Here is a 19,761-nt window from a genome sequence, read left to right as displayed (position 1 = left end):
ATCTATTTGAACTGCGTAGAAACATGCTCCGCTTTTCTGGACTCGGAATAATCGTAAAAACCTTCACCTGATTTTACACCCCATTTTCCGGCCATGACCATATTCACCAACAGGGGACAAGGGGCATATTTTGGGTTTTTGAACCCATCGTACATCACGTTCAAAATAGAGAGGCAGACATCGAGTCCAATAAAATCCGCCAATTGCAGAGGTCCCATGGGATGTGCCATGCCCAGTTTCATCACCGTGTCTATTTCATGGACACCGGCCACTCCGTTGTAGAGGGTCTCAATGGCTTCGTTGATCATGGGCATAAGAATGCGATTGGCCACAAACCCGGGATAATCGTTCACCTCAGTTGGAGTTTTTCCCAACTTTTGGGAAAGCTCCATAATAGTTTTTGTCACGGCATCCGAAGTGTTGTATCCACGGATGATCTCCACCAGTTTCATGATGGGGACAGGATTCATAAAGTGCATTCCAATGACCTTATCCGGACGTTGGGTAACCGCACCGATTTGGGTGATGGAAATCGATGAGGTATTGGTGGCCAAAATGGTTTCTGCTTTGCAGATTTCATCCAAATCCTTAAAAATCTTGAGTTTGATGTCTAAATTCTCGGTAGCAGCCTCGACCACCAAGTCTACAGAGGAAACTCCATCCTTCAAATCGGTATAGGTGGTAATATTGCCTAAGGTGCTTTCTTTTGTGCCTTGGTCAATGACCTCCTTGGCCAACATCCGATCTAAATTCTTGGTGATGGTGGCAATCCCTTTGTCCAGGGAAGCTTGAGAAATATCAACAAGATTGACTTGAAATCCATTTTGTGCAAAAACATGGGCGATTCCGTTGCCCATGGTCCCTGCGCCGATCACTGCTATGTTTTTCATGCTATTTGGATTCAACGTATGTCAGTTCGAGTATAGTCGGGAACGACATATCTTATTTTTCAAACGATTCTATAATCTGTAGGGCCACTTGAAGGGCTTTTGCGCCTTGCTCCAAGGTTACTACAGGTGTGGTTTCATTTTGAATGGCATCGGCAAAGGTTTCCAGCTCATCCAATATGGCATTGTTCACCTCGATTTCCGGGTTTTCAAAATAGATCTGTTTTTTCTCTCCTTCGGCATTTTGTAGAATCATGTCAAAATCACCAGGATTTTCAGGGGCATCCTTCATTTTTACCACCTCTACCTTTTTTTCCAGAAAATCCACGGAGATATAGGCGTCTTTTTGGAAAAAACGGGATTTTCGCATGTTCTTCAAGGAAATACGACTGGCGGTTAAATTGGCCACGCAACCATTTTCAAACTCTATTCGGGCGTTGGCGATGTCCGGGGAGCTACTGATTACGGATACCCCGCTGGCATTGATTTGCTTTACACCAGAGTCCACCACACTTAAAATCACATCAATATCATGGATCATAAGGTCGAGCACTACGGGAACATCGGTACCCCTTGGGTTGAACTCCGCCAGACGATGGGTCTCAATGAACATGGGTTGTCCGATTTTATGCTTTACCGACAAAAAAGCCGGATTAAACCGCTCTACATGTCCCACTTGGCCCTTTACAGCATGCTTTTTAGACAAGGCAAGCAACTCTTGGGCCTCTTCATAGGTGTTGGTGATGGGTTTCTCAATGAAAATGTGCCTTCCTTTTTCAATGGCCTTTTTGGCGCAATCGAAATGGGAAAGGGTAGGGGTAACAATATCCACCACATCCACAGCATCCATCAAGGTGTTGATGTTTTCAAAATAGGTATAGCCAAATTCGGCCGCGACCTTTTTTGCATTGATCTCATCCGGGTCGTAAAAACCAACAAGTTCATACTTTTCCGATTGGTTCAGGAGACGTAGATGGATTTTGCCCAAATGTCCCGCACCCAGGACACCAACTTTTAGCATAGTATCTGTTTTTGTCAAAAATAAGGATATGGCGGCACTCTTCCATAAAAATAAGACGGGAACCAAGGGAAAGTTTTTGGAGAACTTTTTAAATTCGTGGACCAGACCAATACCATGAAGGATACGCTTAAGCACAGGGGCATGCGCAATAAGTTGGCAGAATCGCTGTCTGCCAAGGGAATAACGGACAAAAAGGTGATCGAGGCCATCAAAACCATACCAAGGCATCTGTTTTTGGACAGTAGTTTTGAGGATCATGCCTATCAGGACAAAGCCTTTCCCATAAGTGCGGAACAAACCATTTCACAACCTTACACTGTGGCTTTTCAAACGGAATTGCTCCAAGTGAAACCCAATGATTCCATTTTGGAAATTGGAACGGGGAGTGGGTACCAGACCGCCGTATTACTCCATTTAAAGGCCAAAGTATACACAATTGAACGCCAACAGGAGCTTTTTAAGAAGACCCGATTGTTTTTCAATAAGATGCACTATCGACCCAAGAAGATGATTTTTGGCGATGGGTACAAGGGATTGCCGGAAGAGGCTCCGTTTGACGGCATCATTGTGACTGCCGGTGCGCCGGAAGTCCCCAAGGCACTCATGTCCCAACTAAAAGTTGGGGGTAGGTTGGTGATTCCCGTTGGGGTAGATGAGCAAGTCATGACCCTTTTTATACGAAAATCGGAAAAAGAATTTGAAAAACAGGAACTGGGTGCTTTTCGGTTTGTGCCCTTGTTGGAGGACAAGAACTAGTTGTTGAAATCTTTCTTGATTCGGGAAAGATTGCGTTTGTTGTCCCGGTCTTTGATGGTTTCCCGTTTATCGTACTGTTTTTTACCCTTGGCCAATCCAACGTTCATTTTGGCAAGACCACGGTCATTGATAAAGAGATTGAGCGGGACAATGGTAAGTCCGGTGGTAGTGACTTCTTTTCGGAGTTTTCGGAGTTCTCCTCGATTCAGAAGTAGTTTTCGTTCCGCTTTGGGCATATGGTTGTAATGCCCGCCATGACTGTATTCATCTATCTGCATATTGATCACAAACAATTCTCCCTTGCTATTGAACTCGCAAAAACTTTGGGATAGGTTGGCCTTTCCCAATCGAATGGATTTGATTTCGGTACCACCCAATACAATACCAGCGGTATAGGTGTCCAAAATCTCGTAATCGAATCGGGCCCGTTTGTTCTTTATGTTGATGTTTTTCATCATGGAGGGCAAAAATATAAACTCTTCGGTAAGAAAATTGTAATGTTGTGGCTTATTTTACGATTATCTATAAAACCCAAACCATGAATAGATATGTTGCGGCCCTTTTGTTGGTCACATTCCTTGCCTGTAAAGAAAAACCAGAAAACAATTTGACTGCCCAGGATATAGTGGATAAGTCCATAGCGGTAAGCGGAGGTGGGCTTTATGCCGATCATAACACCTCTTTTGTATTTAGGGACCGTACATACCTTTCTGATTTCGTTGAAGGTAAAAAAGTACTCAAAAGAACATTTCAATTGGATTCCGTGACTATTACCGATGTAAAAAACGGGAATGATTTTGAACGGTTTTTGAACGATTCCCTTGTTGCGGTTCCTGATACCATGGCGGTCAAATATGCCAATTCGGTCAATTCCGTGCACTACTTTTCCCGCTTGCCGTATGGTTTGAATGATGCTGCCGTAAACAAGGAGCTTCTTGGGGAAGAATCCATTGTTGGGGAAACATTTTACAAAGTAAAGGTGACGTTCGACCAAAACGGTGGTGGTGACGATTATGACGACACCTATGTGTATTGGTTTGATAAAGAGACGTTTAAACCGGAATACCTGGCCTATGGCTTTCATGTAAATGGAGGGGGGCAACGGTTCAGGAAGGCATACAACGAGCGGTACGTAAACGGTATCCGATTTGTGGATTATGAAAACTACAAACCCAAGAAAGAGGGTTCGGATATCCTGGATATTGGCAAACTGTTCAGCAGCGGTGAACTGGAACTACTTTCAAAAATTGAACTTACGGATATTACGGTGGAAAAGGATTAATCCATTTTCAATCGGAAATCGGTGGGAACACCGTCAATGATGCGAACAATGAAAAGACTGCTATTGTCATTGTCATCCATCGGGCTGTATTTATCAAACCCTATCATCTTGTTCACAAAGGCCGGTGTGGTATTGCTATGTCCAACCACTAAAACGTTTCGTCCTTCATTTTCGGCTTCAAATGCATCAATATCAAGGCTATTGGGGTCGTAGTATTTAATATCCACATTTTTTTTGACCGAAGTTGGGGCGGCGGTCATGGATGTGCGTTCGTAGTTGGTGGAATAAATGACATCAATGGAAATGGGGTCAAAGACCTCGGCCCAACGAATGGCGCGATCTAGCCCATCTTGGTTCAGCTCTGGATCGGGGTTTTCTGCATCTGTTCGATCCTTTTCTGCATGTCGTATAAAATAAAAGGTGGAGATGGTGGGGTCTTCCGCAATTTTCGTATCTTCTTTGCAGCTGATGGATGCTATCAGTAAAATTGCAAGGGCAATTAGAGGCTTAATGGTCCGCATAGTATTGATGTAAAGTTCCCGCGTTTAAATCATTTTGATTTTAAAAGTAACGTTTAATTTTTATTTTTTCGCATGCCAAAGATTTTGTGTAGCCTTTCTTTGTTACTGGTTTTTGTTTTCGGAGAGGCACAGGAAGTGGAACTGCCCTCGGATTTTAGACAACATACCCTTACCCAGTTCAATGCCAACCTCCTTAATCCAACCTATGCCCAGAATTGGAACAATCCCAATTCCCTTGCGGTTTGGTCGCGTTGGCAATGGCAGACCATAGACGGGGACCCCACTACCATTTTTGCCAATTACACCCATCAAATCAGTGAAGCCTCCACTGGGAGTTTGGGGTTTTTGCAGCACAACACAGGTGTTTTTTTGGATATTGGAGGTAACCTCAATTATGTATACAAGTTTTCGTTTGGTGATGGCATTGCCGTATTGACGGGGGTTAACGTTTTCGCATCGCAACGTACCCTGGCGGATGATCGTTTTATCTCCGATGCCGGGATTGATTTGACCCAGTTGGAAGCTGCCGAAGGTTTTATGGTACAGTTTTCCCCGGGAATCCGACTTCAGGCCAATCAGTTGGGTGTGGGACTTGCCTTTGAGAATGCTATTGGGGTAGGGGCTAACGATAGTGATATTTTGGAAGCCTCAAACTTTAAGACCATTGTGGGCAGCCTGAATTATGATGTTCCCATATCTCTTTTATCAGGAAGGGGTAGCAGTTTTATACGCCCCATGGTGTACGTTAAATCCATTCCGGATGGTGATACCCAGATTGGTGTCAATGGATTGCTTTCCACGCCAAAAGTATGGTTACAGGGAGGGTATAACAGTTTTTATGGTGCCTCGGCAGGATTGGGAGTGACCCTCGGAGGGACTTTTTCCGTTGGTGGGCTCATGGAATTTGGGACCGACACTTCGCTAAGTGGGGAGGACCCGACTTTGGAGTTGTTGGTGGCGTATCGCTTTGCAAAGCAAGAAAAACAGAAAAGGGAATCTGAAGAAGAACAAAAAGAAGAAGAGGACACTGCTATTACAAAGATGACGGAAGAGCAATTGCAGAAGGAACGGGAAGCTTTGGAGGAAAAGAAACGTTTGGAGGAAGAGCAAAAGGAACAAGAACTGATCAGACAGCGTTTGTTGGTTGAGGAGCAGCGAAGAAACGATTCCATACAAGAAGCACAGGCGTTGGCATTGCAGCGGCAATTGGAGCAACAGCGTCAAGATAGTTTAGCGCGCCTACAAAAGGAAAAAGTGGCCGTTCAACCCAATGAAAGATATGAGGAAGTCGCCCAAGCCGATGGTCTGGTACCCGGTTTTTACCTCATTGCCAATGTCTTCGGGACCAAAAAGTATTTTGAAAATTTCATGAAGACGCTCCAACAAAAAGGGTTGGAACCAAAATCTTTTTACCGAAGTGCCAACAAGTATAACTATGTGTACTTGGAACGGTACAATACCATGGAAGAAGCCCGAAAGGCCAGGGATAGTAAGTTTTCAGGCAAATACCCCGATAAGACTTGGATTTTTAGGGTGAAGGCAGATTAAGGAAGACTACTTCCGTATCTCGCTACCTACCAAATGCTCCAAATAGGTAATGGTGTTGATCAGGTATTTCCGGTCCCGGGTCATGGTGCTCATGGCAATGGCCCCTTGAATCATGGTAAATAGTTGTTTGGCAAACTGGAGAGGAGGAACAGGTAATTTGATTTCTCCATTTTTGGCACCGTTCTCAAGTACCAGCGCTATTTTTCCTTCAATTTCCTTTATGGTCTCTTTTACGGCAGCGGCCAAAAGTTTATTGTTGTTTTGGGCATCCACACCTACATTGAGAATGGGGCATCCGCCCAAGGGTAGGGAAAAGACATCGTATTGCTTGTAGAAGGCCATTAGGGAGAATAGCTTTTCCATGGCATTGCCCTCCACATCAAGTTTTTCATCAACTACGGCCAGTAAATGGTTCCGATTATACTCAAAAGCGGACAGGGCAAGGGCTTCCTTGTTCTCAAAGTTCCCGTAAATGGCCCCCTTGGTGAGGCCTGTGGCATCGGTAAGATCGCTCATGCTGGTGCCTACATAGCCAAACCTATTGAATATAGGCGCTACGGTCTCAATAATATAGGCAGTGGTACGCTCTGCTTTTTTTGTCATGGTGGTCTAGGTTGGTTGAGGGGTAACTAAGATATAAAAAAACACATACTGCACGGTATTTTACAAAAGCAAAAGCCCCCACTTTAACAAAATGGGGGCTATTCATTTTAAAAATTGGGTCTTATTCCACCAATTCGTTTTGGTTTCTGAAGACCAATTGGTCATCGAATGAATCCAAAAGTACAATGCTATCGGACTTTATCTTTCCGGCCAATAACTCTTTGGATAAGTTATTGAGCACTTCTTTCTGGATCAATCGTTTTACAGGTCGTGCACCATACTGGGGGTCGAATCCTTTTGCGGCCAAATAGTCAATGGCTTCCGAAGTGGCATCCAAAGTAATGTGCTGTTTGGCCAACATTTTCTTCAAATTGTTCAATTGAAGCCCAACAATATCCTTGATGTCTTTCTTGTTCAACGGAGCGAACATGATAATGTCATCGATTCGGTTCAAGAACTCGGGACGGATGGTCTTGCGCAGCAACCCCATGACTTCTACGCGGGCTGCTTCCGAGGCACTTTCCATATCCACGGCATTTTCAAACTTCTCCTGAATGATATGGCTTCCCATATTGCTCGTCATAATGATGATGGAGTTCTTGAAATCCGCCACACGACCTTTATTATCGGTCAATCTTCCTTCATCCAATACCTGTAACAGGATGTTGAAGGTGTCAGGGTGTGCTTTCTCAATCTCATCCAACAAGATTACGGAATAGGGCTTTCTACGGACGGCTTCGGTCAACTGACCTCCCTCATCGTATCCCACATATCCTGGAGGTGCCCCAACCAATCGGCTTACGGAGTGGCGTTCTTGGTATTCGCTCATATCAATTCGGGTAATGGCGTTCTCATCATCAAACAAATATGCAGCCAAGGTTTTGGCCAACTCGGTCTTACCAACCCCTGTGGTTCCTAGAAACAGGAAGGAACCAATGGGTTTTTTGTCGTCCTGCAATCCGGCCCTGCTTCTGCGTATGGCATCCGATACGGCCACAATGGCCTCATCCTGGCCGATGACGCGTTTGTGGAGCACATCTTCCAGTTGCAAGAGTTTCTCGCGCTCGCTTTGCATCATCTTGGTAACGGGAATCCCGGTCCATTTGGCAACGACTTCGGCGATATCCTCATAGGTTACCTCTTCTTTGATCAAGGTGCCGGCGCTTTGTTGCTCGGCAAGTTCCTCTTGGAGTTTGTCCAACTTTTCCTGTGCATCCTTGATCTTACCGTAGCGTAGCTCAGCCACTTTTCCGTAGTCACCATTACGTTCGGCACGTTCCGCTTCCAACTTAAAGTCCTCAATGTCCTGCTTGGTCTTTTGGATGTTGTCCACTACGGTTTTCTCGCTTTCCCATTGCGCAAAAATTTCGTTGCGTTCCTCTTTGAGATTCGCCAGCTCCAAGTTCAAGGTTTTCAACTTTGCCTTGTCATTTTCACGTTTAATGGCCTCTATCTCAATTTCCAACTGCATGATTTTTCGGTCCAAAACATCCAGTTCCTCGGGTTTGGAGTTGATTTCCATACGTAATTTGGATGCAGCCTCGTCCATAAGGTCAATGGCCTTATCGGGCAAAAATCGGTTGGTGATATAGCGTTGTGAAAGTTCCACGGCGCCAATTACCGCCTCGTCCTTGATACGTACTTTGTGATGGGTCTCATATTTTTCCTTGATCCCCCGAAGGATGGAAATGGCACTTTCGGTATCCGGTTCATCCACCATGACCTTTTGGAACCTTCGCTCCAAGGCCTTGTCCTTCTCAAAGTATTTTTGGTACTCGTCCAAAGTGGTTGCCCCTATGGCTCGGAGTTCCCCTCTGGCCAGAGCAGGCTTCAGGATGTTTGCGGCATCCATGGCCCCTTGTCCGCCACCAGCACCCACCAAGGTGTGGATTTCATCAATAAAGAGCACAATATTGCCGTCCGAAGAAGTTACTTCCTTGATGACAGCCTTCAATCGCTCCTCAAATTCTCCTTTATACTTGGCTCCTGCAATCAGGGCTCCCATATCCAAGGAGTAGATGACTTTGTCCTTCAGGTTTTCAGGAACATCGCCCTGTACGATCCTATGGGCCAATCCTTCGGCAATGGCCGTTTTACCCACACCGGGCTCACCCACAAGCATGGGGTTGTTCTTGGTACGTCTGGACAGAATCTGCAGTACCCTCCTAATTTCTTCGTCCCTGCCAATAACAGGGTCCAACTTGCCGCTATCCGCCAATTGGTTGAGGTTTTTGGCGTATTTGTCCAAAGAATTATAGGTCTCCTCGGCACTTTGGGAGGTCACTTTCCCTCCTTTGCGCAATTCCTCAATGGCAGCGGTAAGGTCTTTTTCGGTTACCCCTTGATCCTTTAGGATTTGGGCAATCTTACTTTTTGATTTGAAGACCGCCAGCAACAGGTGCTCCACTGACACAAATTCATCACCCATCTTTTTGGCGATGATACTGGCTTCGTTCAAGGTTTTGCCGCCCTCACGGGACATCATGATCTCGCTCCCCGTTACTTTGGGAAAACTCTGAAGTTCCTTATCCACAATCTGATTGACGAGGGAAGTATTGACATTCAGCTTTTTTAGGATGAACGGCAATACATTTTCATCCACCTCGGCAATGGCCTTGAAAAGGTGTTCGTTTTCTATTTGTTGGTGCCCATATTCCTGGGCCAGTTGTTGGGCCCTTTGGATGGCTTCCTGGGATTTTATGGTAAAATTATTAAAGTTCATAGTGTACTGTTTTTTATGGATGATGTCAACAACCTTACCAGAGAAGGAGCACCGTCAAAATGGCGGTAAATCCTTGGATTTATAAGACATTTCGTCAGTTGTAAGGTTTTTGGTTCTGCTCGACATATCTCCTAAATTTGCAGCATGGGATTATTTGACAATGTATTTGGAAAACGCGAAAAAGTTCCAAATAAAGATACAAAATCGGCTTGGGTTTCTTTGACAACCCAGAATCAATTGGAAGAGATAAAAGAGCGTTCAAAGGAACGAACACAACTCATTTTTAAACATTCCGCAACTTGTGGCATCAGTGGGATGACCTGGCGTATGTTCAAGGATTCCCATGACTGGGAAGAACACTGCGACCCCTATTTTTTGGATATCCATGCACATAGGGACCTATCCAATGCCATAGCCTCCATGTATAACGTACGGCATGAATCCCCACAGCTATTGATCGTTAAGGGAGGGGAAGTTTCCTTTCACACCTCGCATGGGGCCATTACGGATATCAATATTGGGGATTACCTATAAAAAAAGCCCCGAATCGGGGCCTTTTTCTAATTGAACTGATATTTTGAGACAATGCCTTTTAAACGTGTCTTGAGATCTTCTCCGGCATCGTAGACCATTTGCTCGTTGGACGGGAAAGGTACCTCCCTGGCATTCAAGTATACCAAGAGGTCATCTTCCAAGGCTCTTTTATCGCCTTGAAAGTTGGCGAAAATATGTTCGAATACAAATTGGCTGGATAGGGGGTAGGCGTTGATTTCCTGCCCGTTCCTTAGGTCCGTGAATCGGACCTTGGCGCCAATCTGGGCACTTTTACTTTGTGTAAATTGAAAGAATTTACAGGTTACGGTGCGCATTTTGTCCACTTTGATTTTGTTGCCCAAGCTGTCCTTTACTACATTTCCATTTCGGTCCAATAGGTATTCCCAACCATCCTTGATCTGTCTTTCCTTGATGATCTGGGTCTCGTTGACACGTTCCGGTGAAACATTGATTTCCATAAAATCCAAGTTCATGGCGTAGTCATACTTTACATTGGACAAGGGGTTGGTGTGATATTGCAGCCAAAAGTTGTCGATTCCGAAAGCATTGAAGTCCAAAAGTTCATTCTCCAAGCGTTCTGGGATGATCTGTTCGGTCTGGTTGGCGATATCGACCCTAACAAATTCCAGTCCTTTGTTATAGGCCTCATCCATTTTGGCAACGGTTGCCTTATATCCAGGGTTGATTTCCTGCAGGTAGTTCAGATCATCATAGGCGGCCCTGTAGTCTGCTTTGGTCCGGGCACTTGAAAGTAGTCCCAGGGCATTGTTGTATAGGTGCTCCGAAAGGTCGTCCTTGGTGTTCAGGATTTTGGCATCATAGTTCACAAAACTGAAGCGTGCATCGCGTCCTTCCTCATAAAGGGTGAGGGGCAATAGGGGCCTGATCCGTTGTTGGATTTCCTTTAACTGCAGATACTTGTTGTAGATGGTTTCCAGATTGGCTGGATTCCCATCGTTCTGAAGAAATGAAATCTCAGCTTGTTCCCTTTGGGTGTTTTTGGCAAAAGCATCCTCCAATAGGACGATATAGGTCTGGTTGCCTTTTTTGGTCTTGTTTTCCGCAAGGTTTTTTATGGCCCTGTTCATGGCCGAAACATAGTTTCCTGTGTTCAGCGCTTCTGAGGTCTTCTTGACACCGCTACAGGCTGCCAAAAGCGCGATGATGCTAAAAAGTAGAATTTTTTTCATGGTCGTTGAATTTATTTGGTTGTGTTATTGTTTTCAACAGCTGTGCCAAAAACCCACAACTTATAAACGAAAAAGGACGAACGGTAGTATATGTTCGATGAAATGACCTGAAAATAGCTTGTTTTCAATGGGTTATGTGAAAGTGGAAATTGTTGATTCCTGTTTGAAAAAATCACATACTCGTCCTTTTTTTTTGGAATTATTCAGTAAGCAATTCGTAATTTTAGCCCTTGTTAAATTTAATTGCCAAATGCAAAGAGACCAGAAGATTTTTGACCTGATAGCACAGGAAAGGGATAGACAAATAGAAGGATTGGAACTGATCGCTTCCGAAAACTTTACCAGCCCACAGGTAATGGAGGCTGCAGGATCGGTACTGACCAACAAATATGCGGAGGGTTACCCCGGAAAGCGCTATTATGGGGGTTGTGAAGTGGTGGATCAAGTAGAGCAATTGGCCATAGACCGCGCCAAGGAACTTTTTGGCGCCGAATATGCCAACGTACAACCACACTCTGGCTCACAGGCCAATTCTGCGGTGTACCATGCGTGCTTGAAGCCCGGTGATACCATTTTGGGCTTTGATTTGGCACACGGAGGACATTTGACCCACGGCTCGCCCGTGAATTTTTCAGGTAGATTGTACCGTCCCGTTTTTTATGGGGTGGATGAAGAAACCGGAACATTGAATTACGACAAGATCCAAGAAATTGCCGAAAGGGAAAAACCAAAATTGATCATTGCAGGCGCCTCTGCCTATTCGCGTGACATGGATTTTGCCCGTTTCCGCGAAATAGCCGATAGTGTAGGTGCCATTTTAATGGCAGACATATCGCACCCAGCAGGATTGATAGCAAAAGGCATCTTGAACGACCCTGTTCCACATTGCCATATTGTGACCACCACCACCCACAAAACCTTGAGAGGTCCAAGGGGAGGTCTTATTTTGATGGGAAAGAACTTTGACAACCCATTCGGGATCAAACTAAAGAACGGTAACCTCAGGAAAATGTCGGCCCTATTGGATTTGGCCGTGTTCCCAGGAAACCAAGGAGGGCCTTTGGAGCACATCATCGCAGCCAAAGCAGTGGCTTTTGGTGAAGCATTGACCGATGAGTTCCTTCATTATATGCTCCAAGTAAAAAAGAATGCCGAAGCCATGGCCAAGGCTTTTGTAAAGCGGGATTACAAAGTAATCTCTGGAGGTACGGACAACCATATGATGCTCATCGACCTAAGGAACAAGGATATCACAGGAAAAGATGCCGAAAAAGCTTTGGAACTTGCCGCCATTACGGCGAACAAGAACATGGTTCCCTTTGATGACCAATCACCGTTCATCACTTCAGGTATTCGTTTTGGTACCGCTGCCATCACTACAAGAGGGCTAAAAGAAGAGGATATGGAGACTATCGTGGAGCTCATAGATCAAGTACTCACCAATCCGGAAGATGAAGGCAATATTGCCCAAGTACGCAAAAAGGTCAACGAGCTTATGAAATCAAGACCTCTGTTCAAAGGATAAGCATATACATATCCTATAGAATACTAAAAAAGCGCCGTAAATCCTACGGCGCTTTTTTTATGTGTGTGATAGTATTGCAGTACTACTCCAATAGGAAAAGGTCATCTTGGTTGAGTCTTTTTTCCTCAAGGGAATATACCATGACTTGGTGCTGCTTTTCATCCTCAAAGTATAGGCCCCAAAAGTCAAAGTAGTCATTGTGTTTTTGCAAGGGCTCTCCGGCCTTTTGTGTTTTATCCTCAAATACCGGAACAAATATTTCATAGGGCATTTCGGTAAGTCCTTTGGTAAGGTATACAAAATGTTTGCTGACCATCAGAAGGATGTCGCCCAGTTGTTGCGGAATGCTCTGGTCGTACAGTCTGGATACCACAACGGAAGTGTCCTTAAAGTGAAATGATATTTCAGCAATATCAATGGAATAGGAGTTTTGTTGGTTCAAGCGCAACAGGGCATCCTTAAAAGACGAGGAGGCCACGGTGTTATGTTCTGTAAACGTCATTCCTCCCCATGATCCTTTATTGAGATAATGTAGACTTTCGGTAATCCCGAAGTTGAGATGGATGCCGAGCACAAGATCGGTCTTCTTGGTCTCCGCATCAAAATTGCACTGTACTTTGGCTTCTGCGAAAAAGTCCCTTTCCAGAACTTTCAGAAACTCGTCCAGCCCATTTGCGACCTCATATACTCTTGAGCCGCCAAGGTGGAAATTTAGGTTTGTTTTCTTTGGGAATGACATGTGAATGGTGTTCTAATTTTTTTTTACCCTTAAAGTTAGAATGAATCTTTTTTTTAGGGTTGAAGGAAATCCTTAAAAATTCTGGGGTTTTTGTACAGTTTGTAGGTTTTTTAGGGCATAAACCGCAAAAACCGGTCACCAATTTCCCTAAGTCCAAAGAAAAAGGGAAAGAACGCTCTAAATGAACCCTCGGTTTTTGGCTGCAAGAATCAAGGCAAGATCGTTCTCGTTCTCGGTTCCAAAAAGCGTTTTCATGTGCCGTTTCCTGTTCTCTATGGAAGAGGGGGAAAGCCGTATGAATTTTTCAAGGTCCTTGGTCTTGGTCCCTTTGGAAAGGTGGTACAAGATCTGTCGGTCCTTTTCGTCTATATCCAAGTCGTTTGACATTTTCTTCCGTATGGCGGACAACGCTTTGGAAGAATAGTAAGGCGGATTCTGGATTACGGTCTTAATGGCCTCTTTCAAGGTTTTGGGGTCTATGTCCGTCTTTACCAGATATCCGTCCGGGTCCACGGTTTTCAGAATGCCATTGATCCTAAAATTATCGCTAAAGGAGGACATAAAGGCAATCTTGGTCTCCGGTACAATTTTTCGGGCCAAGATGCCCAATTCCTCTCCGGTTTGGGGCTGTTCACTACTTTCGTCCGGATTCTGCAATTGCACATCAAGCAATAACAAGTCATATTTAAAGGAATTCACGGAATCCTCAATGAGTTTTTTCGCTTCCTCAAAGGTGTTGGTGGTATCCACAATAATGGTATCATAGTCATCTAACGTCATGCCCTCCAGGGTAAATTTATATCCCAGTGTGGTCATCTCATGGTCGTCTATGGCCAATATTCTCAATGTGTTCATGTGTTCTATTTTGTGTAGGATTTAGGTTTAGGCATTAATAACTTCTTGTTCAAAATCTTCATCATCAGTGTTTGGGGCTGCTGCCGCTTCCGCTTCCTCATACTTACAAGGAATGGTGACTACAATGGTGGTTCCTTTGTCCTTGGTGCTGTCCACGGCCAAGGTTCCGTTTATCTTTTCCACTCTGGAGGCAATGTTCTTGAGGCCAATGCCCTTCTTGCCTTTGTTCACATCAAAACCGATTCCGTCATCGGCGATGGTGACTTTCAATTTATCACCCTGTAGGTCAAAAGCGACCTTTATGTTTTCGGAATGGCCATGGGTGGTGGAATTTTTCAAGCTTTCCTGAATGATCCGGATCACGTTGATCTTGATTTCCATCCAGAGCCTGTCCCAATTTACCTTGTTGTTGTACGTTAAAGAGCATTTGGCCATGGAGGAATCCTCTGTTTCGCTGAGCAAGGCCTCCACGGATAAGATAAAATTATGAAATTTTTTATAGGCCGCATCGTTCAGTTCGTGCGAAATGGTCCTGATGTCCTCCTCCACATGCTGCAAACGCTCCAGAAAGTCGCTTCGTTTTTGCACTGAACCTTCATCATCCTTGTTGTTGAGGGAGCTGAGAATGAGCCGTATGCCCAGCATCTCGCCCAGAACCCCGTCGTGCAGTTCCTCGGAAATGCGTTTTTGCTCCAATTGCTTGCCTTCCTGAAATTTGCCCTGCTGCTGGAGCATGAGGTCATAGACCTTTTGGTTGAGCTTTTGCTGCTTTTCCTCGGACTTTAACCTGTCGTTGCTGATCTTCTGTACCGAGATGATGTAACCCCCCAAAAGCAAAATGACGGTCAAGACAGATACCCCTGCCCAAATTTGGCTTTGGCGGGTAAGGACCACGTTCTCTTGTTTAATTTCATCGGTTTCCATGCGTATGCGCGCAAACTTGTCCCGTTTGGTGCGCTCCTCTGCTTTTATGGTCTCGTTTAGATCAAAGTACTCGTTGGAGTAGGCCATGGCATTGTTGCCGTCCAGTTTGGTGAGCAGGCGCAGTACTTCCAAAAGTCGATCGTTGTTGTAGGTCTGTTTGGCCAAGTCATGGGATTCTTGGGCATAGGCAATGGCCTTGGCCGTATCGCCCTCATCGGCCAAGATTTCGGCATAGTATTGTTTGGCCCTGGGCTGGTCAAAAGAGTAATCAATACTGTCATTGATTTTGATGGCCTGTTCCAGTAATTTTTTGGACTTCTCCAGATCGTTTTCATCTTTATAAAGGGAATAGGCCCGGCTGGAAAGGGACAGGGAGTACAGTTCTGGGTTTCGGGTATAAATGTCCTTGTTTTGGAGCAGCTCCCCAAAGGCCACCTTGGCACGGCCGTAGTCTTCTTTCTTTAGAAACTCATGGGCAATATTGTTTTGGGTCTGCTCCGTGTATTTTATGCGGTCCATACCCTCCATGTCCTCTACATAGGAACGCGCTTTTTGGAAGTACTCCAAGGATTTGTCGCTATTGCCCATACCGCTGGCAATGATGCCCAATACATTATAGCAATTGTAGATTCTTTTGGTGTCCTTCAGATCCGTAAAAATCCTTAAGGCTTCCGTAATACTGATTTCGGCCCCCAGATAATCCTTGTAGGAATCCTGTATTTTTCCCATGCTATAAAGCATTTTTGCCTTGAGGGAACGAGAGGTGGGGTCTACAGGCAATAGTTCGAAACTGTTCAATGCCTTTTGGTAATGAAAAAAAGCACTGTCCAAAACCCCATTATTTTTAAAAAAAGTGGCCAAGTCCCAATGGGAATTTCCCAAAGTGGTATAGAGTCCTGTTTCTTGGGACATGAACATGACCTGTTTGTTGGTCTTACGGAAGTCGGTAGAATCGGGAAGGTCCCTATACGCTAGGGAAATGTCCGAAAGACTGGTCAACAGTAAACTGTCATTGGGCAAGGAGAAGGTGATCTCTTCCGCCTTTTGCAAAAACTGCTTACGTTCCTCCAAGGGTAGGTTTGTACTGTCCCGGGCAGAACGGATCAATTGCGTAATGGCCTCGGTTTCTTGAGAGGAGGGCACCCCATTTTCGGCGGTGTTTTTGGCGCACCCCACAAGAAGGATCAAGACGATGGTAAAATATCCAATTTTCAAGATGCAGTAGGTTTAGTACATATTATAAGCTCTTACAAGGTAACAAAAAAGCCCCATACCGTGGGTGAGGTTGGGGCTATATCGTATGTTGGGTCTATCCTTTAGAGTTTCCGGTCATCCGCATTGGACATGAATCCGTACAGATGGTGTCTCAAGGTGTTCAGCCTTACCTTGTCCGGTGGTGAACTCCTGTCATCCAGGTCTATCAGGGCCGATTGAATCTGTAGGTTACCTATGGGGGACCTTTCCTGATCGCTGGCGACAAGTGCACACATTATGAGAGTACCGCTAAGGAGGCGAAACATTTTTTTCATGACTTTAAACTTTATGGAATCAAGGGAGTGCAAAAATTAGTTGCTCCCGCCTCGGTCTTCGTCATCGGATTGCTTTCCATCCGTGGCACTTTGATCAATGTCCACGCTTAGGCTCTTTACCATAGCTTCCGTGTCTTGTACATCGGTTTCTGCTTCACAAGAAAATAGTCCAGTAGTAAGAAGGGCAATCGCGAAAATAGATAGTAATTTTTTCATAATATTAGGTTTATGGTTTAATGAAATAGGTTTGTGCAGCCAAATTATCCACCTAATACCGAGAAGTTTACTCCATTGAAAAGTTTTTAGAATTTGTAGGGATTCTGCTAGAATTCTGCGGGAATCTGTTAGAATTTGATCAATTTAACTCGCCAACTGCCGTTTTGGAGAGAAAATCCTTAAGACCATCCACTTGTTCCTTATAGGTTTTGGAGAACGGAAGCTCCTCTTGTCCGTTCTTTAATGTGCAGATGGATTTGCCGTAGTTGATACGGGAAACGTAGTTGCCGTTGAGGATGTAGCTCTGGTGTATGCGGATGAAGCCTTGGGGCAATTTGTCCTCAAAAGATTTAAGGGTCTTAAAGGCGCTTACCACGCTGCCGTCCCGCATAAAAAAGTCGGTAGCGTTGTTGTCCGATTTTAGGTAAAGGATATCCTTGGTGTCCAGATACCTATAATCATTATAGGACTTAAGGCAAATGGTGGAAGGCATGTGGTGCTTGGGATGCACCTTGCGGAGCCTCATAATGGTCTTACGTACGTCAAATTCATTATGAGGCAGTATCCAATAGTCGAAAAAGCCACTTTTAATGGCATTGTACGCATACTTTTTGGTGGTGGCATACCCAATAATAATAGGAAGTGTGGGCATGTACTGGTTGAGTTCCGTCACCATCTGGAAATACTCCAGACCATCTTGGGCCAAATTCACGAACACCACGTCTGGGGAGAACTTTAGAACAACGTTCAACCCTTCTGTAGCGCTGGTGGCCTCCCCTGCACAGACCAAGTCTTCATATTCCTGCAAATAGAGCTGCAATTGAAGCTTTGAGGTTGCGCTGGAATCTATGACAGTGTAGGTGTAATCCATATGCAAAATGCTGATTGCAAGTTACTAACGTGCAAAATAAACTCATTGCAGTTTTACCTTAAAAAAACTATGGGTTTCCCCCTAAACCGGGCTATTTTCCTACTTTTTTCACAAAAAAAGGTTAAAAATCAATTGTTGTCCGTGAATTCATAGGCGCCCAAGTCTGAATTTTGGGTCCTATCCATTCCTAAAATATCTATTGGAACGGAAAGTGAAGCGTCGGGGTCGGCCTTGTCAATGGCTGCAGAGTTGTCATGAATGGTCAGTTGGTTTTTAGATCGGTTGAAAAAGTTTGGTTCTTGGTTCAACACGATGTTACGGTAAAGGTCCGTATCGCCAAAATTATAGGATGGATTTTCTCCAAACTGACCATTGTTATCGTTAAACTGCAGTAAATGGTATCCTTGGAAAACGCAACTGACCGGAACTGGGTACCACATCAAAAACCTTGCGGCATGATGCCCCCCAGTGCAATTATAACAAGCCCACTGCGATTGAGAAAAGTTGTATGTGCCGTACCACTATAGGAATAGGTTATGAACGGTCTCCGGGACGCGTTTGGGGCGAAAGGTCTTCGCATCCAATAGACACCATTCTGTATGGGCGCTAATCAACAGTTGCCCCGTTTTATGGTTTTTGATTTCCACCACACGGGTGGACAATGGTCCGGTATTGTCCTTTATATAGGTAGAGATTTGCAGGGTATCGCCCAAAACGGCAGATTTTAGGTAGTTGATGTTGTGGTTGCGCACTACCCAGACCATATCTTCCCGCATGGCTTGCGGGGCCACCTTTTCCCAATGTTTTTTGGAGATATCCTGAATCCATTCCACGTAACGGATGTTGTTCACGTGATTCAGGTCGTCCAAATCTCCTTCGGACACGTTTAATACTTCAGCGTAAGTCTTCATCAATCTTTTTTGCGGATATGTACCTCGAACAACTTGTCCCAATTTTTTCCGGTGACAAAAAAAGTACCCCTTTCCTTGTGGTAGGCCACCCCGTTGAGTACGGAATTGGTTTCGTCCCAGTTAGGTCCTTTATTGACCTTGCTCTTGAGCCCACCAAAGTTGATGACTCCCTCGATGGCCCCAGAGGTGGCATCAATGATCATCATGCTTTCCTTTTGATAGACGTTGGCATAGATTTTCCCATCAACATATTCCAGCTCGTTGGCCTTGTTAAAAATGGATTTGTTGGTCGCTGTTTCAATATGGCCCATTTCTTCAAGGGACTCGGGATCCAAGAACCAGATTTTTTCGGTTCCATCGCTTTTGTACAGTTTTTTGCCATCGTTACAGAGTCCCCAGCCTTCCCGGCTTTCACCATAACTGAAATCCTTGATTTTTTCCAGATTGGAAGTATGGTACACATAGCCCATGCCGCTTTGCCAGGTAAGCTGGTACAAACGGTCATTGAGAAGGGTAATGCCTTCCCCAAAAACGGTTTGGTCCAAATCTATTTTTTGAAGGACTTCCCCGGTTTCAAAATTTACTTTTCTAACGGTGGAGCCTCCCTTTTTTCCAGTGCTTTCGTATAATGTCCCGTCATGGAACTCCAAGCCTTGGGTATAGGCTGTGGGGTCGTGGGGATAGGTGTTCACGATTTCGTAGGTGTATATTTCGGGGGCTTGGGCGGCCAGCAGTCGAAAATCTTCCTTGATTTCCACGGTTTGTCCCTCGATTTCAATTTGGGCCACTAGGGTTTTGTTTCCCAAAGTTTTTGAATCCATGGTAATTTGGTTGCCTTCCAAAGGAAGTTCCCGACCCTCCAGAACGTATTTGATGCTGGAAATTTCAAGGTCCTTCTTGTTCTTGATGGCAACCCCTACCTTTTGGTTTTGCTGTATATTGTTGTTTTCCAAATCGATGGAGAAGAGTTTGGCTGGGTCGGTTTCTCCGCCGCAACCTAGGAAGAAGAGTAAAAACCCAAAAATGGAAGCTAATTTGATCATGGTCTCAAGTGCATGTTTCATGGTAAAAATACTTACACTTCGAAATTAAGGATGAAATAGGAT

The 19,761-nt window shown here is 44.8% G+C and carries 21 protein-coding genes; 5 read left to right on the top strand and 16 right to left on the bottom strand.

The window, feature by feature from the left end; genetic code table 11:
* Nucleotides 1-2: 2 nt before the first annotated feature.
* Both DN53_RS01245 and DN53_RS01240 read right to left on the bottom strand, forming a co-directional pair.
* Nucleotides 3-890, bottom strand: a complete 888-nt coding sequence (locus tag DN53_RS01245; protein WP_129652608.1) for a 3-hydroxybutyryl-CoA dehydrogenase — start codon at nt 888-890, stop codon at nt 3-5.
* Between the two features lie 52 nt (nt 891-942).
* Nucleotides 943-1,908, bottom strand: coding sequence for a Gfo/Idh/MocA family protein (locus DN53_RS01240; protein WP_129652607.1), 966 nt, complete (start codon nt 1,906-1,908; stop codon nt 943-945).
* A 114-nt stretch (nt 1,909-2,022) separates the two neighbouring features.
* Between DN53_RS01240 and DN53_RS01235 the strand changes: the two genes are divergently transcribed.
* Entirely contained in the window at nt 2,023-2,664 is a 642-nt protein-coding gene (locus DN53_RS01235; protein ID WP_129652606.1) for a protein-L-isoaspartate(D-aspartate) O-methyltransferase, read from the top strand.
* On the opposite strand, the gene smpB is transcribed toward DN53_RS01235, so the two are convergent.
* Entirely contained in the window at nt 2,661-3,122 is a 462-nt protein-coding gene (gene smpB / locus DN53_RS01230; protein ID WP_129652605.1) for an SsrA-binding protein SmpB, read from the bottom strand. The two genes, DN53_RS01235 and smpB, sit on opposite strands and share 4 nt — an antisense overlap.
* Nucleotides 3,123-3,202: 80 nt before the next feature.
* On the opposite strand from smpB, the gene DN53_RS01225 reads away from it, so the two are divergent.
* Entirely contained in the window at nt 3,203-3,946 is a 744-nt protein-coding gene (locus tag DN53_RS01225; protein ID WP_129652604.1) for a DUF6503 family protein, read from the top strand.
* Here DN53_RS01225 and DN53_RS01220 read toward each other — a convergent pair.
* On the bottom strand, nt 3,943-4,467 hold the full coding sequence (locus DN53_RS01220) for a SixA phosphatase family protein (RefSeq protein ID WP_129652603.1): 525 nt from the start codon (nt 4,465-4,467) through the stop codon (nt 3,943-3,945). The genes DN53_RS01225 and DN53_RS01220 overlap by 4 nt on opposite strands.
* A gap of 72 nt (nt 4,468-4,539) precedes the next feature.
* On the opposite strand from DN53_RS01220, the gene DN53_RS01215 reads away from it, so the two are divergent.
* Nucleotides 4,540-6,015, top strand: a complete 1,476-nt coding sequence (locus DN53_RS01215; RefSeq protein WP_129652602.1) for a PorP/SprF family type IX secretion system membrane protein — start codon at nt 4,540-4,542, stop codon at nt 6,013-6,015.
* Nucleotides 6,016-6,021: 6 nt separating this feature from the next.
* Here DN53_RS01215 and DN53_RS01210 read toward each other — a convergent pair whose 3' ends face one another.
* Both DN53_RS01210 and clpB read right to left on the bottom strand, forming a co-directional pair.
* The gene (locus DN53_RS01210) at nt 6,022-6,618 is read right to left on the bottom strand and encodes a TetR/AcrR family transcriptional regulator (protein WP_129652601.1); all 597 of its coding nucleotides are present in this window, start codon (nt 6,616-6,618) and stop codon (nt 6,022-6,024) included.
* A 121-nt stretch (nt 6,619-6,739) separates the two neighbouring features.
* Entirely contained in the window at nt 6,740-9,340 is a 2,601-nt protein-coding gene (gene clpB, locus DN53_RS01205) for an ATP-dependent chaperone ClpB (protein WP_129652600.1), read from the bottom strand.
* Nucleotides 9,341-9,559: 219 nt separating this feature from the next.
* Between clpB and ytxJ the strand changes: the two genes are divergently transcribed.
* Nucleotides 9,560-9,874, top strand: coding sequence for a bacillithiol system redox-active protein YtxJ (gene ytxJ / locus DN53_RS01200; RefSeq protein ID WP_242502041.1), 315 nt, complete (start codon nt 9,560-9,562; stop codon nt 9,872-9,874).
* Nucleotides 9,875-9,900: 26 nt separating this feature from the next.
* On the opposite strand, the gene DN53_RS01195 is transcribed toward ytxJ, so the two are convergent.
* Nucleotides 9,901-11,085, bottom strand: coding sequence for a hypothetical protein (locus tag DN53_RS01195; protein ID WP_129652598.1), 1,185 nt, complete (start codon nt 11,083-11,085; stop codon nt 9,901-9,903).
* Nucleotides 11,086-11,335: 250 nt separating this feature from the next.
* Here DN53_RS01195 and glyA point away from each other — a divergent pair, with 250 nt between their 5' ends.
* A complete protein-coding gene (gene glyA / locus DN53_RS01190; protein WP_129652597.1) occupies nt 11,336-12,610 on the top strand; it encodes a serine hydroxymethyltransferase in 1,275 nt (424 codons plus the stop codon).
* Nucleotides 12,611-12,692: 82 nt separating this feature from the next.
* Here the strand turns inward: glyA and DN53_RS01185 are convergent, their stop codons facing one another.
* The 9 genes from DN53_RS01185 to DN53_RS01145 form a co-directional block, all read right to left on the bottom strand.
* On the bottom strand, nt 12,693-13,349 hold the full coding sequence (locus DN53_RS01185) for a hypothetical protein (protein ID WP_129652596.1): 657 nt from the start codon (nt 13,347-13,349) through the stop codon (nt 12,693-12,695).
* A gap of 177 nt (nt 13,350-13,526) precedes the next feature.
* Nucleotides 13,527-14,204: a response regulator gene (locus DN53_RS01180; protein WP_129652595.1), complete on the bottom strand. Its 678-nt coding sequence runs from the start codon at nt 14,202-14,204 to the stop codon at nt 13,527-13,529.
* Nucleotides 14,205-14,231: 27 nt separating this feature from the next.
* Entirely contained in the window at nt 14,232-16,343 is a 2,112-nt protein-coding gene (locus tag DN53_RS01175; RefSeq protein ID WP_129652594.1) for a tetratricopeptide repeat-containing sensor histidine kinase, read from the bottom strand.
* Between the two features lie 101 nt (nt 16,344-16,444).
* Nucleotides 16,445-16,657 (bottom strand): hypothetical protein, encoded by a 213-nt coding sequence (locus DN53_RS01170; protein WP_129652593.1) that lies wholly within the window; start codon nt 16,655-16,657, stop codon nt 16,445-16,447.
* A 36-nt stretch (nt 16,658-16,693) separates the two neighbouring features.
* The gene (locus DN53_RS01165; protein WP_129652592.1) at nt 16,694-16,873 is read right to left on the bottom strand and encodes a hypothetical protein; all 180 of its coding nucleotides are present in this window, start codon (nt 16,871-16,873) and stop codon (nt 16,694-16,696) included.
* A 139-nt stretch (nt 16,874-17,012) separates the two neighbouring features.
* A complete protein-coding gene (locus DN53_RS01160; RefSeq protein ID WP_129652591.1) occupies nt 17,013-17,744 on the bottom strand; it encodes a LytR/AlgR family response regulator transcription factor in 732 nt (243 codons plus the stop codon).
* Nucleotides 17,745-17,872: 128 nt separating this feature from the next.
* On the bottom strand, nt 17,873-18,184 hold the full coding sequence (locus DN53_RS01155; protein ID WP_129652590.1) for a choice-of-anchor Q domain-containing protein: 312 nt from the start codon (nt 18,182-18,184) through the stop codon (nt 17,873-17,875).
* An 81-nt stretch (nt 18,185-18,265) separates the two neighbouring features.
* A complete protein-coding gene (locus tag DN53_RS01150; protein WP_165357212.1) occupies nt 18,266-18,655 on the bottom strand; it encodes an acyl-CoA thioesterase in 390 nt (129 codons plus the stop codon).
* Nucleotides 18,655-19,719, bottom strand: a complete 1,065-nt coding sequence (locus DN53_RS01145) for a glutaminyl-peptide cyclotransferase (RefSeq protein ID WP_242502040.1) — start codon at nt 19,717-19,719, stop codon at nt 18,655-18,657. Before DN53_RS01145 ends, DN53_RS01150 begins: the two co-directional genes overlap by 1 nt.
* Between the last annotated feature and the right edge of the window lie 42 nt (nt 19,720-19,761).

The sequence above is a fragment of the Flagellimonas olearia genome (assembly GCF_004150225.1).
GTDB lineage: Bacteria > Bacteroidota > Bacteroidia > Flavobacteriales > Flavobacteriaceae > Flagellimonas > Flagellimonas olearia.
The sequence above is the reverse complement of the archived record's forward strand: the minus strand, read 5'-3'. Positions and strand labels throughout refer to the sequence as shown.

Excerpts from the sequence above, each read along its gene's own strand:
- glyA (WP_129652597.1), top strand. The coding sequence starts at position 11,336 with ATGCAAAGAGACCAGAAGATTTTTGACCTGATAGCACAGGAAAGGGAT.
- DN53_RS01225 (WP_129652604.1), top strand. The coding sequence starts at position 3,203 with ATGAATAGATATGTTGCGGCCCTTTTGTTGGTCACATTCCTTGCCTGT.
- DN53_RS01195 (WP_129652598.1), bottom strand. The coding sequence starts at position 11,085 with ATGAAAAAAATTCTACTTTTTAGCATCATCGCGCTTTTGGCAGCCTGT.
- DN53_RS01245 (WP_129652608.1), bottom strand. The coding sequence starts at position 890 with ATGAAAAACATAGCAGTGATCGGCGCAGGGACCATGGGCAACGGAATC.
- DN53_RS01165 (WP_129652592.1), bottom strand. The coding sequence starts at position 16,873 with ATGAAAAAATTACTATCTATTTTCGCGATTGCCCTTCTTACTACTGGA.
- DN53_RS01210 (WP_129652601.1), bottom strand. The coding sequence starts at position 6,618 with ATGACAAAAAAAGCAGAGCGTACCACTGCCTATATTATTGAGACCGTA.
- DN53_RS01220 (WP_129652603.1), bottom strand. The coding sequence starts at position 4,467 with ATGCGGACCATTAAGCCTCTAATTGCCCTTGCAATTTTACTGATAGCA.
- DN53_RS01235 (WP_129652606.1), top strand. The coding sequence starts at position 2,023 with ATGAAGGATACGCTTAAGCACAGGGGCATGCGCAATAAGTTGGCAGAA.
- clpB (WP_129652600.1), bottom strand. The coding sequence starts at position 9,340 with ATGAACTTTAATAATTTTACCATAAAATCCCAGGAAGCCATCCAAAGG.
- DN53_RS01155 (WP_129652590.1), bottom strand. The coding sequence starts at position 18,184 with ATGTGGTACCCAGTTCCGGTCAGTTGCGTTTTCCAAGGATACCATTTA.
- DN53_RS01215 (WP_129652602.1), top strand. The coding sequence starts at position 4,540 with ATGCCAAAGATTTTGTGTAGCCTTTCTTTGTTACTGGTTTTTGTTTTC.
- DN53_RS01160 (WP_129652591.1), bottom strand. The coding sequence starts at position 17,744 with ATGGATTACACCTACACTGTCATAGATTCCAGCGCAACCTCAAAGCTT.
- DN53_RS01150 (WP_165357212.1), bottom strand. The coding sequence starts at position 18,655 with ATGAAGACTTACGCTGAAGTATTAAACGTGTCCGAAGGAGATTTGGAC.
- DN53_RS01145 (WP_242502040.1), bottom strand. The coding sequence starts at position 19,719 with ATGAAACATGCACTTGAGACCATGATCAAATTAGCTTCCATTTTTGGG.
- DN53_RS01240 (WP_129652607.1), bottom strand. The coding sequence starts at position 1,908 with ATGCTAAAAGTTGGTGTCCTGGGTGCGGGACATTTGGGCAAAATCCAT.
- DN53_RS01185 (WP_129652596.1), bottom strand. The coding sequence starts at position 13,349 with ATGTCATTCCCAAAGAAAACAAACCTAAATTTCCACCTTGGCGGCTCA.
- smpB (WP_129652605.1), bottom strand. The coding sequence starts at position 3,122 with ATGATGAAAAACATCAACATAAAGAACAAACGGGCCCGATTCGATTAC.
- DN53_RS01170 (WP_129652593.1), bottom strand. The coding sequence starts at position 16,657 with ATGAAAAAAATGTTTCGCCTCCTTAGCGGTACTCTCATAATGTGTGCA.
- DN53_RS01180 (WP_129652595.1), bottom strand. The coding sequence starts at position 14,204 with ATGAACACATTGAGAATATTGGCCATAGACGACCATGAGATGACCACA.